This window comes from Thermoflexibacter ruber (genome assembly GCF_900113045.1).
Lineage (GTDB): Bacteria > Bacteroidota > Bacteroidia > Cytophagales > Thermoflexibacteraceae > Thermoflexibacter > Thermoflexibacter ruber.
The window spans coordinates 1-13,507 of sequence record NZ_FONY01000064.1; the positions used below are offsets into that span (position 1 = coordinate 1).

The 13,507-nt window shown below is 37.4% G+C and carries 13 protein-coding genes; 4 read left to right on the forward strand and 9 right to left on the reverse strand.

Annotated elements, in window-relative coordinates; translation table 11 throughout:
• Positions 1 to 179: 179 nt before the first annotated feature.
• From BM141_RS20870 to BM141_RS20880, 3 genes are all read right to left on the reverse strand, one after another.
• Complete coding sequence (locus BM141_RS20870) at positions 180 to 428, reverse strand: hypothetical protein (RefSeq protein WP_091549399.1); 249 nt, start codon at positions 426 to 428, stop codon at positions 180 to 182.
• A 61-nt stretch (positions 429 to 489) separates the two neighbouring features.
• Positions 490 to 1,044, reverse strand: a complete 555-nt coding sequence (locus BM141_RS20875) for a YceI family protein (RefSeq protein ID WP_091549400.1) — start codon at positions 1,042 to 1,044, stop codon at positions 490 to 492.
• Positions 1,045 to 1,056: 12 nt separating this feature from the next.
• Entirely contained in the window at positions 1,057 to 1,956 is a 900-nt protein-coding gene (locus BM141_RS20880) for a DUF5777 family beta-barrel protein (protein WP_091549401.1), read from the reverse strand.
• Positions 1,957 to 2,144: 188 nt separating this feature from the next.
• Here BM141_RS20880 and BM141_RS20885 point away from each other — a divergent pair, with 188 nt between their 5' ends.
• Positions 2,145 to 3,098 (forward strand): RraA family protein, encoded by a 954-nt coding sequence (locus tag BM141_RS20885; protein WP_449441466.1) that lies wholly within the window; start codon positions 2,145 to 2,147, stop codon positions 3,096 to 3,098.
• A 5-nt stretch (positions 3,099 to 3,103) separates the two neighbouring features.
• Here BM141_RS20885 and BM141_RS20890 read toward each other — a convergent pair whose 3' ends face one another.
• The 3 genes from BM141_RS20890 to BM141_RS20900 form a co-directional block, all read right to left on the reverse strand.
• On the reverse strand, positions 3,104 to 3,871 hold the full coding sequence (locus BM141_RS20890; protein ID WP_091549402.1) for an SDR family NAD(P)-dependent oxidoreductase: 768 nt from the start codon (positions 3,869 to 3,871) through the stop codon (positions 3,104 to 3,106).
• A 44-nt stretch (positions 3,872 to 3,915) separates the two neighbouring features.
• Entirely contained in the window at positions 3,916 to 4,902 is a 987-nt protein-coding gene (locus BM141_RS20895) for a sugar phosphate isomerase/epimerase family protein (protein ID WP_091549403.1), read from the reverse strand.
• 181 nt (positions 4,903 to 5,083) lie between these two features.
• The gene (locus BM141_RS20900; RefSeq protein WP_091549404.1) at positions 5,084 to 6,265 is read right to left on the reverse strand and encodes a M20 metallopeptidase family protein; all 1,182 of its coding nucleotides are present in this window, start codon (positions 6,263 to 6,265) and stop codon (positions 5,084 to 5,086) included.
• A gap of 172 nt (positions 6,266 to 6,437) precedes the next feature.
• Between BM141_RS20900 and amaB the strand changes: the two genes are divergently transcribed.
• Positions 6,438 to 8,003 (forward strand): L-piperidine-6-carboxylate dehydrogenase, encoded by a 1,566-nt coding sequence (gene amaB / locus BM141_RS20905; protein ID WP_091549405.1) that lies wholly within the window; start codon positions 6,438 to 6,440, stop codon positions 8,001 to 8,003.
• A gap of 78 nt (positions 8,004 to 8,081) precedes the next feature.
• Here amaB and BM141_RS20910 read toward each other — a convergent pair whose 3' ends face one another.
• A complete protein-coding gene (locus BM141_RS20910) occupies positions 8,082 to 9,464 on the reverse strand; it encodes an ATP-dependent DNA helicase (RefSeq protein ID WP_091549406.1) in 1,383 nt (460 codons plus the stop codon).
• Positions 9,465 to 9,754: 290 nt separating this feature from the next.
• On the opposite strand from BM141_RS20910, the gene BM141_RS20915 reads away from it, so the two are divergent.
• Positions 9,755 to 10,438: a head GIN domain-containing protein gene (locus BM141_RS20915; protein ID WP_091549407.1), complete on the forward strand. Its 684-nt coding sequence runs from the start codon at positions 9,755 to 9,757 to the stop codon at positions 10,436 to 10,438.
• Between the two features lie 76 nt (positions 10,439 to 10,514).
• Here the strand turns inward: BM141_RS20915 and BM141_RS20920 are convergent, their stop codons facing one another.
• Positions 10,515 to 11,018, reverse strand: coding sequence for a DinB family protein (locus BM141_RS20920; RefSeq protein WP_091549408.1), 504 nt, complete (start codon positions 11,016 to 11,018; stop codon positions 10,515 to 10,517).
• Positions 11,011 to 12,333 carry a tetratricopeptide repeat protein gene (locus tag BM141_RS20925; protein ID WP_091549409.1) on the reverse strand — a complete coding sequence of 441 codons (1,323 nt, stop codon included), beginning with the start codon at positions 12,331 to 12,333 and terminating at the stop codon, positions 11,011 to 11,013. Before BM141_RS20925 ends, BM141_RS20920 begins: the two co-directional genes overlap by 8 nt.
• 824 nt (positions 12,334 to 13,157) lie before the next feature.
• Here BM141_RS20925 and BM141_RS20930 point away from each other — a divergent pair.
• Positions 13,158 to 13,507 (forward strand): IS1 family transposase (locus tag BM141_RS20930; protein WP_143091047.1); only part of this gene is annotated, 350 nt, incomplete at its 3' end.

The following is a 13,507-nucleotide window of genomic DNA, read 5'->3' on the forward strand; positions in this document are numbered from 1 at the left end:
GAAAAAGAGGAATGGGTAGGCATCAGTGGTAAACAGGAAATCTCTGTACCTAAACTTTCGGAAGGAGTGTATTTCTTAGAAGTGCAGACGGAAAAGATTTATAAAGTAATACGGATATTGAAACAGTAACATTGGATTGTAAAAAAAGAGGCTGTCTAATTTTTGAAACAGCCTCTTTTTTACTTTACTTCTTCATAATCGACATATTCCCCTTCGCTAAAATCTCTCTTTCCTTTTTTTTGCGTATAATGAATATTAATATTATTTTCTTTATCGTGAAAATATGGAGCAGAGGAGTTTTGCTTTTGTTGTTTTTGAGCAATCGCATCTCCTACGCCAGCAATTATACGGGCTATATGGTAGATTTTGCGTCCAAAACGATAAATAATGTAAGCAAAAATGCCTAAAAATAATAATACCTTGAACATGAAAAATAAAACGTGTTAGTAAAATTTCTGTAATACAAAGATACAGATTTTAAATTACTTTTTATTGCTTATCGTATTTTTTCAAATCTGATTTGATAGTAACTTCTACTTCTTCTGCAATATTACGTATGACTATACTTGGAATCTTTATTTTGTGTTCCGCTACTCTAATCATGAACTTGCTCTCCAAAGCAATTTTCCCATCTTTCACATAAATAAAAGCGGGAATATTGCGAGGTTTAGTAACTCCATGTATGGTCAAATCTCCTATTGTATTTACTTGGTAAATCCCATTTTTGCCTAATTCGTAAGAGCCTTCTATTTTACCTTTGAAAGTTCCCTCTGGAAATTTATCACTTTCCATATAGTTTTCATTGAAATGCTCTTGCATGAGGGCAGAGGCAAACTTAAAAGACTTGATAGGGATTTTGATGAGGAATTCATTTTTACTGAAATCAATAATTCCTTTGGCATCTTTATTAGTCGCTTCTATATCCTCTACGATACCATCTGAGAAAAACCTCACAAAGGAATTTTCCAATAAATATCTGTCTTGGGCTTGGCTTACGGACAAATGAAATATTAATAATGGTATAATTAGTAAAATATTTTTCATAAAAGGCTTCTTTTATTCCTTCTTTTTAATAACGGTAAAGTTGCGTATAAGGTTAAAGCCAAAGTGTATATCTCCTGCTCCCCAAGCACCTGTAGTTTCTACCAAATAGGCTTTGTCAAACATGCCTCGCGAATTGCTCAAAGTGAGTTGAAATACATGCCCACCTGTTTCTATATCTAAGCCAATAGAAAAAGCATCTTTGTAATTATCAAAAGCAAGTGATTTCTGCTGAGGAGGTACTCTCCAAATATATTCGGTATTGAAAGTAAGTCGTTTAGAAAGTTTAAATCTTCCCCCTACTCCTAAAGCCACAGTGCTAACAGCGTCATTGACTTCTGTTACTAAGTTTCTATGCACCAAAGTAGGTACAAAAACCAAAGAAACTCTTGAATTGACCTTACTCCCAATGATAAGTTGGTTTACATACGAGAGCCTCCCATTAAAGTCTGGGCTTACGTCTTTGATAGTATTAACGGCAATACTACCCATATATACAAGACTGATAGGCAGAACATTAGACTGGCGAAGGATAGCGATTTTAGTGAAAGCATCGTAGGTTTTTTGATAAGAACTTCGTCCTATACCAATATGCACCCAATCAGAAACTCCATATTCAAAGCCCATGCGAATTTCGGCTTGGTCTAAACCCCAAAACTGATACGCCCCAGTATTAAGCCTTCCAAATCTATGACAAATACGATATTCCAAAGCACCTTTGGCTAATCGTTCTGTATTGTGCAAATTGATGAGCCTTGTAGATTTAAAAGCCGCAGAAGTATATTCTTTCTTTTTGGGTTGTTCTTTTTCTGCATTGCTTAGTATCGCTTCTAAATCGTCTTGGGCTTGTAGGCGAAAGCAAAACGAGAATGATAAGATGAGCATTATGAGCAATAGCCACTTGTTGGATTTCATATACAAAAGATAAGATACAAAATAATAGAAATGTAAATAAGTTGGAATACAGAAAACCAACTTAACTAAGTAAAAATAATAAATATGTTTGACATTTACATAGTACAAATATGTTAATTTCTTGTTTTATTTTTGTAAAAAGTAAATAGCTAACAGATTAATTTTCTTTCTAAAACTCTCATAAAAACATGAAAATGAAAAGTATTGTTTTTACAATTTTATTTTTCCTTTGCTTGCCTTTGCTCTTACGAGGGCAACAAGTCCAATTAAGCAAAGAGGAACTTATTGCTCTTACCCCTGAGTGGAAAGGGGAGAGATTTCCCGACGGACGTCCCAAAGTCCCAGATGCCTTGTTAAAACGTATGAAATTAGTAACCTTAGAGGAGGCTTGGGCAGTACTTCGCAATGAAAACTACAAGTTTCAGTACGAAGGTGGTTGGCAGTGCATTAATCCTGATAGCGTACTGGTGGGAAGAGCCGTAACAGCGATTTTTATGCCCGGAAGACCTGATGTGCATAGAGTTATTCAAAAAAAGGGAGAAAGCGAGGGTAGGATCAGGGGACAGAATGCTTGGACGATAGATTTGTTAGTCAAAGGCGATGTGTATGTAGTCGACCAATTTGGTGCGTATGAAGATGGTCCCACTATCGGCGACAACTTGGGTAACTCTATTTATGCCAAAACGGGCAACGGCATCGTCTATGACGGAGCAATTCGGGACATCAGCGGATTGAAAGAAATTGGGGGATTTACCTCTTTCTTTCGAAGCTACCACCCTTCGCATCACCTTAACAATCCCGATGGAGCATTGAATACGACTTTGGTAGGTATCAACCGTCCTACGCGCATAGGTAAGGTAATGGTTATGCCCGGCGATGTAGTACTGGGCAGAGATGGAGGAGTAATATTTATTCCGCCTCACTTAGCCGAGAAAGTAGTAAAAACTTCTGAGATTGTACGTTTGAGAGATATGTTTGGGCATCTAAGGCTCAGAGAGCAGAAATATACTCCCGGACAAATAGACTCCAAGTGGACAGATGAAATAGAAAGGGACTTTTCTAAGTGGCTTAACGACCATATAGACAAACTCCCCGTACCTAAGGAGCAAATCAAAGAGTTTTTAAAAGACAGAACTTGGTAAAGGAATCAACTTGCGACTATTCCTCCGTCTATTTTATGCTCGCTTCCTGTGATAAATCTGCTCTCATCACTTGCTAAGAACAAGACCAGTTGCGCCACTTCCTCTGGCTTGCCATAGCGTTTCATGGGAACAGATTTCTCCAACTTAGTGCGGGCTTCTTGGGGAGCATCAGGGCTTAATATTTTTTCTAAGTTGCTGACCATTTCGGTTTCTATCCAAGCGGGGTGGATGGTGTTGACTCTAATACCCGATTTTGCCAACTCCAAAGCGGCAGTTTTAGACAAACCTATACAAGCGTGTTTGGTCGCTGAATAAGCTATCCCTTTGGGCATACCTAACAGTCCCGCTACCGAAGAAGTAATAATAATGCTACCTCCACCATTTTTGATGAGATGCGGGGTAGCATATTTCATGGTGTAGAAAACTCCTTTGAGATTGACATTGATGACCTGCTCGAAATCTTCGTCAGGGTATTCCCAAAAAAAGTGATGATGCCCCCCTACCCCCGCATTGCAAAAAACAATATCTATTTTTCCAAAAGTAGTAACAGTATGATTTACAAAATCTTGTACCTGTTGAGCATTGCTGACATCAGCTAAAAAATAGCTGATATGAGGAGATTGAATTTCTTGTTTTGCCTTGTCCAAACCTGTTTGGCTATAATCTACCATGACTACTTCCGCTCCTTCTTGCAAAAATAGTTTTACAGTAGCTAAACCTATGCCGTAAGCTCCCCCTGTAACGACGGCTACTTTGTCTTTTAATCTGTTCAAGCGATGCGTATTTTTAGTTTTCTTTACAACTTTTTAGTTTTTCTTTACAACTTATACTTTAATTTCTCCTCAATGTATTTTTTTGAAATCTGATGGCACTCCAAAGCAGAACGCGTCGAGCCTTTGGGAATGCTGTCCAACTCATCTATGCACCATCCTTCAAACTGTATTTCTTCTAAGGCATTGAAAATATCAGGCAGGTTCATTTTTCCTTCTCCTAACTCGACAAATTGGTAAGTGCGTTTTTCATCTCCTTGCAAATCAGCTACATCTTTGATATGCAGGGCTTTGAGTTTTTCTTTATGGTAAATGACAGCTTTGGCAGGGTCGCCTCCTCCTTGAAAATAGTGAGCAACATCTAAAAGGAAATTTACATATTCAGGATTACAGTTTTCTACGATAATGTCCACTTCTTCTGGAGTTTCTCCTAATTGGTCCATGTGATTGTGATAAATGGGCATGATACCAAACTCGTTGGTGCGTTTGCCTATTTCGTTCATTAACATTGCCAGCCTTTGCAGTTCTTCGGCTGTCGGCATACGGTCTTTGGGTCTGCCTTCGGTAGTAAGTTGGAGGTATTTCCCTCCTATTTGGCTGAGAAACTTAGCATTATTCACGTGCATTTCTATCGTTTCTTTTTCTTTGGCTTTCTCTATACTTACCCCCCCACTTGAAAAAACAGGCACTACTAACTGATGCTGCGCAAGTAGGGCTTTGAGTTCGCTTACTTTTTCGCCGTATTCTTTGACCAAATTTGACCTAAGTTGGATTCCCTTGTAGCCTAAGGAAGCTATTTCTTGGACTCCTTTGACCGTTTCGTTACCCCATGTGATGATAGAGCAACCCCAAGAAATTTTTGCTTTTCTCAAAGGTACTTCCGTAGAAACTACTGTGGTGCTGTCTTTATTTTCTGTATTTGCACCTGACTTATCGCTATTGCAAGAAAATAAGTAATTAGAAGCCAATACACTTGCACTTGTTACTGCGCTGATTTTTTTGATAAATTGGCGACGGGATTTTTCAGTTTTCATCTTGTTTTGAGTTTAGTAGTTTGAGGATAGGGTAAAATTAGGAGAATTTTTCTTTGGAAACAAATTAAGATAGTGTTTTGCTAATCAAAAATATGAATATAGTATAAAAAACGTGAGGCTTTATTTGCCATATCGTTCATGCCTTATTAGCAACTATTTCATAAATGTATTTTGTTATTTCTCAATTTCCTAATTCCTTGATTGCCAACCAAGCCATCAGCCCTGCCCCAATTTCTAAGGCTGATTCGTCTATGTCAAAGGTCGGGGTATGCACGCCAGAAGTGATGCCTTTTGCCTCATTTCGCGTACCTAAGCGGTAAAAGCAAGCGTCTATTTGTTGCGAATAAAAAGCAAAATCTTCCCCTGCCATCCACAAATCCAAATCTACTATATTTTCTTTCCCCACAAATTCCGTAGCCGCTTTGCGTAGGTTTTGAGTGAGTTGGGGTTCATTGACCAAGTAGGGGTAGCCTTTCAAAATAGTAAATTCGCAACTCCCTCCCATGCTCTCGGCTATACCTTCTACTAAATTCTTCATTCTTTGCAAGGCGATTTCTCTCCACTCCTCATTCATGGTTCGGAAAGTTCCTTCCATAGTTACCTCATTGGGAATCACGTTAGTAGCTCCGTTCCCTATGATTTTCCCAATGGAGAGTACGGCAGGAATTTTAGGCGTAAAGTTTCGGCTAATAACTTGCTGAAGGGCAACTACGATATGCGAAGCGATTAAAATAGGGTCTATGAGCATCTCAGGCATAGCAGCATGACCTCCTTTACCTCTGACGGTAATAAAAAGTTCATCTGTACTTGCCATATACATTCCTTCGCGAAAACCAATTTTCCCTACAGGAATAAGCGGTGCAACGTGCTGGCCGATAATGCTTTGTGGACTTGGATTTTGTAACACACCTTCTTTAATCATGATAGATGCGCCTCCTGGTGCTTTCTCCTCCGCAGGCTGGAAAATGAGTTTGACTGTTCCTTCAAAATGCTCTTTAAGTTCGCTAAGAATCTTGGCAGTGCCTAATAAGGAAGCCGTATGTGCATCATGTCCGCAAGCGTGCATGACACCTTGATTTTGAGATTTATAAGGAACTTCATTGGCTTCTGTAATGGGCAAAGCGTCCATATCTGCTCTTAGTGCTACAGTTTTTTTCTGTGAATTTTTGCCTTCTATGAGCGCTACCAAACCCGTATTGGCGATAGGCTGTGGAGTAATGCCAAAACTTTTGAGTTGATTAGCAACAAATTGGGAAGTTTTGAACTCCTGAAAGGAAAGTTCAGGATAAGTATGTAAGTGCCGTCTATTAGCTATGATTTCGCTGGAGTATTGCTTAGCTAAATTTTTTATTGTATCTATCATTACTTTTCTGGATTGTTAAGGAAGTTTTGTGCAACTATAATATCCCTAATGTTAAGAAATTGTTTACAAAGATAGGCAAAGATGTACTTACTGAAAGAATCTATACAGGAAAAAGCATTAACAAAGCAAAAAAAGCATAGTTTATTTTTACTTTTGCAAAAAATTTTTTCAGATGAACACACAAACCATGACAACAACGAAGGAAATTAAAGAAGTGCTTGATAAACTGAATATTAAAGAACTCAATGCAGCGTATAGCACGGGCTTAGTTTGGGGGAAGCCCACTTCAAAAGTAACCAAAGATATTTTTTCACCTACTGACGGTAGGCTGATTGCCTCTGTTTGTATAGCAGATAAAAATGATTATGAGGAAGTAATTACCCAAGCAGAAAAAGCCTTTAAAATATGGAGAAAAGTTCCTGCTCCTAAGCGTGGAGAAATTATACGACAAATTGGAGATAGATTACGCCTTTACAAAGCTCCTCTGGGTAAGTTAGTTAGCTACGAAATGGGGAAAATTTACCAAGAAGGACTGGGCGAAGTCCAAGAAATGATAGATATATGCGACTTTGCTGTAGGGCTTTCTCGTCAGTTGTACGGCTTGACCATGCACTCTGAGCGAGCAGAACACCGTATGTACGAGCAGTACCACCCACTTGGCATTGTAGGTGTGATTTCTGCTTTTAACTTTCCTGTGGCGGTTTGGTCTTGGAATGCGATGTTAGCGGCAGTTTGTGGAGATGTAATCGTATGGAAACCTTCGGAGAAAACGCCCTTGTGTGCGGTAGCTTGTCAGCATATTGTCGCAGAGGTGCTGAGGGAGAATAACTTACCCGAAGGAATTTTTAACCTTCTGATAGGCGATGCAGAAATAGGGAAGTTCATGGCAAATGATAACAGAGTTCCTTTGGTATCTGCCACAGGCTCGACGCGTATGGGTAAGCAAGTAGGGCAAGCCGTAGGAGCAAGACTTGGCAGGGCATTATTGGAATTAGGAGGCAATAATGCCATCATCGTTACGGAAAATGCCAATATAGAAATGGCAATTCGTGCTACTGTTTTTGGGGCAGTAGGCACTTGCGGACAGCGTTGTACGACTACTCGTAGGCTTATAGTCCATGAAAAAATATATGATGCTATCAAAGAAAGACTTATCAGCATTTACCAAAAACTACCCATCGGCAATCCGCTTAAAGAAGGAGTATTAGTAGGACCTCTCATAGACAAGGAAGCAGTAAGTAGCTTTACTCATGCACTTAAAAAAGTACAGGAAGAAGGAGGAAAACTACTCATAGGTGGACAAGTGTTGAGTGGGGAAGGCTATGAATCAGGCACTTATGTAACTCCTGCGATTGTAGAGGCAGAAAACCACTACGAAACCGTGCAAGAAGAAACTTTTGCGCCTATTCTTTACCTCATCAAATATAGTGGAGAGGTACAAAATGCCATAGATATTCAAAATGCTGTAAAACAAGGACTTTCTTCTGCTATTTTTTCTACCAATCTTCTTGAAACAGAAAGATTCCTCTCTCATTGGGGTTCGGATTGTGGTATTGCCAATGTGAACATAGGTACATCTGGGGCAGAGATTGGAGGGGCTTTTGGTGGAGAAAAAGAAACAGGTGGGGGCAGAGAATCTGGCTCTGATGCTTGGAAAATATATATGCGCCGCCAAACTAATACTATCAACTACGGAACAGCCTTACCTTTGGCACAGGGGATTAAGTTTGAAGTGTAGCTATTTTTTTTTTATGAATAATCAGACTTTTTAGTAGGTAAACATTAGCTACTTAAAGTCTGATTTCATTTTTTACGATTAACTTTTGGTATAAGAAAAATTTGCTAAGCTCCGAATCAACTTCTTATCGTTAAAAGTCTGAGCAAAGGCTTTAATTCTATGATCTAACTTTGCATCAGAAAGGCGAATTTTTTGTTTGAGTATAATGCCTTCTAAGGTACGACAACGACTCAGAGCTACATATAACTGCCCACTGGCAAATGCTCCACTGCCCATGTCTATCAAGACGCGGTCAAAAGTTAGTCCCTGAGCTTTGTGAATAGTGATTGCCCAAGCAAGTTTGAGGGGAAACTGCGTATAGACTCCAATGACTTCCTGCTCTACCCTGCGTTTCTGCTCATTATAAAAATAGGTAATGTTTTCCCATGTAACAGGCTCAACATCATAGATTTCGCCCTTATCCATTTCTACTTTAATTGAAGTTTCTTCCAAGCTATGAACCCTCGCAATAGTCCCATTAGCCCAACGCCCATACATATCATTCCTTACAAACATTACCTGCGCCCCTTTTTTGAGTTTGAGGTGTAGGTCGGTAGGTAAAAATTTCTCATCAAACTCTCCTTCTATTGTACCTTCATAAATGTATTCTTTACCTGCTAACTGATTGATTTTCTGAGTATTAATACTATCCACAATAAAATTTCTTGTGGAAAGTGTAATTGCAAAGTGGGTATTTTTTATTTGATTGGACGCAAGATAGCGTTGGTTGAGCTGGTCTATGTCTGACTGTTGGACTTCATTTTTTCTTACTTTTTCCAAGAGGGCAATAAAGTTTTCATGCTTTTGACGATAAATTTTTTTCATTTCTAAGCTAATCAAAGGCGTTCCCATCTGCGCTAAAGTTTTCAAGCAATAAGCAGAGAAAAAGAAAGGGCTACCGTACACCTGCTCCAAAAAATCATACTCTCCTGTCTGTCGCTGTACCACAGGTTCTAATTGGAAAATATCCCCAATAAAAATGACTTGTTTTCCACCAAAAGGCAGTTGAGGGTCGCCTCCGTTTCGCCGCAAAGAAGTATCTATCCCGTCCAATACATCAGCTCGTACCATAGAAATTTCATCTATGATAAGCGTGTCCATTTTTTGAATAATTTTTCGCTTATCTGCACCTTTATGAAAAATCTTAATATCCTCATCGTCAGGAAGTAAGGGACGGCGAGGTAAGTTAAAAAAGGAATGAATAGTAACTCCTTCTACATTGATAGCAGCAATGCCTGTGGGGGCGAGTGTAACAAAGTTCTTTTTGATATTTTCCCTGATATAACGCAAAAAAGTAGATTTACCCGTTCCCGCACTCCCTGTAAGAAAAATACAATAGTTTGTTTGCTCTATAAGTTGAAAAGCAAACTGAAAAATCGGATTGTCTATGTCTATGCTTTTTACGTCTATCTTTGAAGGCATGGGCAGTTTTTTATTATTTTGCTTCTAAGAAACCTAATTTGTTATAGCGAATTGCCGGCAAAATACGCCAACATTTTGCTGTATATGTTTTTCTTTTATTAAGTAAAAAAATCGTTTCAAAACTAATAAAAATTGAAAACTATGTTTGTATGTTTTGCCTTAAATTTATTGTAACAACGATTTTTCAGATTCGTTTCCAGAATTTTTCTTCCCTTCAAAGCAACCTTTATCTCTCTGCCTGTATCTTTGATTTAAACTTAAACTTTTAACTTAAACACATCTTATCCACAATGAAAATAAAGATTTTACTTTTTGTTTTTTATATCTTTAGTATCCATTCAGTACTCGCTCAGGGTGTAGAAGACAGAAACATAGAGGAATTTGACCGCATAGATGCCAGTGGTTATTTTGATATTTACCTCAAAAAAGGAGATAAACCTTCGCTCCGAGTAGAGTCAAAACGCCTTAGCTTAGATGAAATCATTACACGTGTTTCTGGTACGACTTTACGCATAGAAACTACCCGCCGTCATTTTAGAGATGAAGAAAGAAGCATCATTTACGTTACTTACACGAATCTCAAAGACATATATGCAAGCGTAGCAGGAAATATCATTGGTGAATCGCCCATACAAGGAGAAAAACTCAGGATAGAAATGAGCGGTGCGGGTAATATAGAGTTGGAAGTAGAGGTGCAAAACCTTGATGTAAGGCTCTCAGGCGTGGGAAATTTGGAGATAATGGGAAAAACAAAAGATTTAGAGGTAGATATGAGCGGCACAGGGGCTTTTAGAGGCTTTAAACTCAAGGCAGAGAATGCTGAAGTATTCATGAGTGGAGTAGGCAAGGCACAGGTCTATGCTACTGAACGTCTGATAGCAGAAACTTCTGGTATTGGTAGTATTCGGTATCGCGGAGAACCCAAGAAAATAAGAGCAAGAGCTAACTTTTTAGGTTCAGTAAAACCAGATTAGTGTATAAAAAAACAGACCTGTCTGTTTGAAAGCTCAAATCAAACAGGTCTGATAGAAATATTTTATAAAACCCAAATTAAACCTCATTCTTTGCATTGAGATTCATGCCTTTGTAAAAGCCCAAATCTTCATTAGTAAGGAGTTTTGTCCAGAAAGCTATTTGCCCTGTGTGGTAAGAAAAATGCTCTACTACATGAATAATAATGCCAACTCCTGTCATTTCAAAACCTTGAACAATTCTTTTTTTTAGTAAAGTCGCTTCATCGATTTGACTAATTACTTGTTGGACTTGTATTACTACTTCAGTAATTCTGGCTAATAGTTCCTCTTTATTCAAACCTCCACTTGCACTAAACTCTGCCTCTCTTTGCCTTTCGTCAGGCTTTCCCCCCAAACCAGAGAGAATGTACTGCGTCATATTACCGCAAAGATGCAATATAAGATTGCCTATACTATTAGAATTAGCGTTAGGTTTATGCCAAACCTCTTCCTCGCTGAGCATATTTACACAACTAACTACTCGCGGAAGATTAAGACCTATATAATAGTTAGCTTGATGGAGAAACTCTTGGCTAATCATTTCCCTCTTGTTTTTCTAATTCTGCCAATTCTTTCATTTCTTTGAGTTCTACTTCTGAGGCATCTCTAAGCGAACTTTTCATAGCGGCTACAAAACCCTCTTTTGCCATTCGCTTATCTCCCATTTTTTTCCCACACAAACCCATAAGAAACATAAAGTCTGCCCTTGTTGCCTCGTCAATTCTCTGTTTTAATACGGTCTGAATCACATCAACAGCTTCTTTGTAGTTTTCCATTTTGTATAGTACATTTGCCTTAGTCAGCAGAGCCTGCGGGTCGTCTGCCCTGATTTTGAGAGCTTCAGAAATGGCTTTAAGACAACCTTCAAAATTATTGGACTCTAAGTACAAATCTGCTATTTTGTCATAGATACCGAGCTTTCGAAGGACATCTTTTTCATTTTTTAACGCTGCTTCATAGTGTGCTATCGTATTGGCGTGGTTAGAGTTACGTTTTGAAAGCTGAGCCAACAATACGTGAGCCATAGGAAAATCCTTTTGAATTTTTACGGCTTGGTCGACATACTGCTTACTCAATTCATTTTCATAGAATTTGTAGTAAGCTAAAGCTACGCTACAGAAATACTTGGCACTAAACTTACTGATTTTCTCTCTGTAAGGAGGTACATCTGCTTTTAGCCATGCTTCCCTTGATTTTTCGTACTCCTCTAATTTGTAATAAGCATAACCTAATTCGTAATAGTACTTAGCATTATCTTCAGGCTTTAAGCTTTTCAAATGATTTTCTAACTCCAAAATACTCTTTTTTGCCTCTTCATAAAATCCTAAAATATTACTAAGTTTAGCGTAGAAGAACAGTACATCTTTATTTTGTGGAGCAATTTCTTTTGCCTCTTTAATCCTTTCATAAGCCCCTTTGTAGTCGCCGTCATTTATCAGCTTTCGCATGACGGTAAACTTATACCCTACTTTTTTATCTACATCTGTTTCATACTTAAAGGCTTGGTCGTAGTAGTAAACAGCACGGTCATATTCGCCCTTGCTCTGATAAATCTTAGCAGCTAAAAGATGGGCGGCGACAAAGTCATCTTTGAGGCGAATGACATTATTGACAGAGTTAAGTGCTGCATCTATCTTACGAGTTTGGAACTCAGATACTGCCTTAGAGTAAATGTACCTATAATTAGTAGGTTCGCGCTGAATAGCTTTGTTAAATTCAGCAATTGCCTTTTCATACTGCCCAGCCCTACGCAGATTTTCCCCATCTACGTAATATGGCAAACCATCTTGAGCAAATACTTGATTAGCAAATGTAAAAAAGTAGAGTATAAAAATAAATAGATATATACGTTTCATCGTTTTTGTAATTTAATCTCTTGAAACTCAATAATCAACTTTTAAAAACATAAGCTGATGTAAAAATACATTCAACGTTTAGGTAAGAGAATATTAGTATTTATGATAAATCTATTAATTTCTCAACAATACTCATAAGCAAAAAATTCAATAAAGTGATACTGATTTAAACCTCATAAAAAAACTGATAGTCAAAGTGTTACTATCGCTATGCTTGATAGTATAAAATAAGGGATAAGTGAAATTGTAATATGAGGTAATTTTAAAATTACTTATGTAATAATAACACAAATATTATACATTTATCGGTTTAATTCAAAAGATTTTAGTTTTTTTATGATAAAAATTTTTGTTTTCATGTAAAAAATGCTTATTTATAACTAGTTTGATGCTTTCAAAATAGAAAAAAGTTTTAGCTGAGTGATATGAAATTACCTGATGACATAGCCAGTTTACAGAAGTTGTTGCGAGAAATATTGATAGGTTTATCGACTTTGAAAGAGGAAAATAGTAAGGTGTGAGTCAATAAGGTCAAGTTGTACATAGGTTTGTATAAACCTTCAATGACTTAATGAATAGATAGTTATTTTAGTCGCAAAATTATTTAATGTGAAAAATAATAAGTTATAAATGTAAAAGATTAATCTGCTTTTATACGCAATAAATAGAGATTTTAACTTTTATACAAAAATAAAATTAAGAAAACCAGTACTTTCATTTTGAAAATTTGTAAGATTGTTTTTGTTTTAATACAACAAAATTTGGTGGTGCTTCTAATTGTATAATAAGTTGAAAATAGGCAAAGAGGATTTAATTTTGTGATTATGTCTAAAGTAATCCAAAAGCTAAACTGCCCTGATTGCCATAGTGCGACAGTAGTAAAAAATGGTAAAAAGTCCAATGGACAGCAAAATTACAAATGTAAATCTTGTGATAAACAGTTTCAAGATGAATATTTTTATAATGCTTGTAATCCTGAGATAAAAGAGTTGATGAAGCCTATGCTTTTACGTGGTAGTGGTGTGAGAGATATTTGTAATGTGCTCTTAGTCAGTATAAATGCTGTCTTGAGATTGATTTTAAAATGGGGAAAACAAGTACAAATCAAACCTCAAAAAAAGTATTATCAAAGAGTTCAAATTGATGAAGCATGGAGTTTTATAGGAAAAAAGGA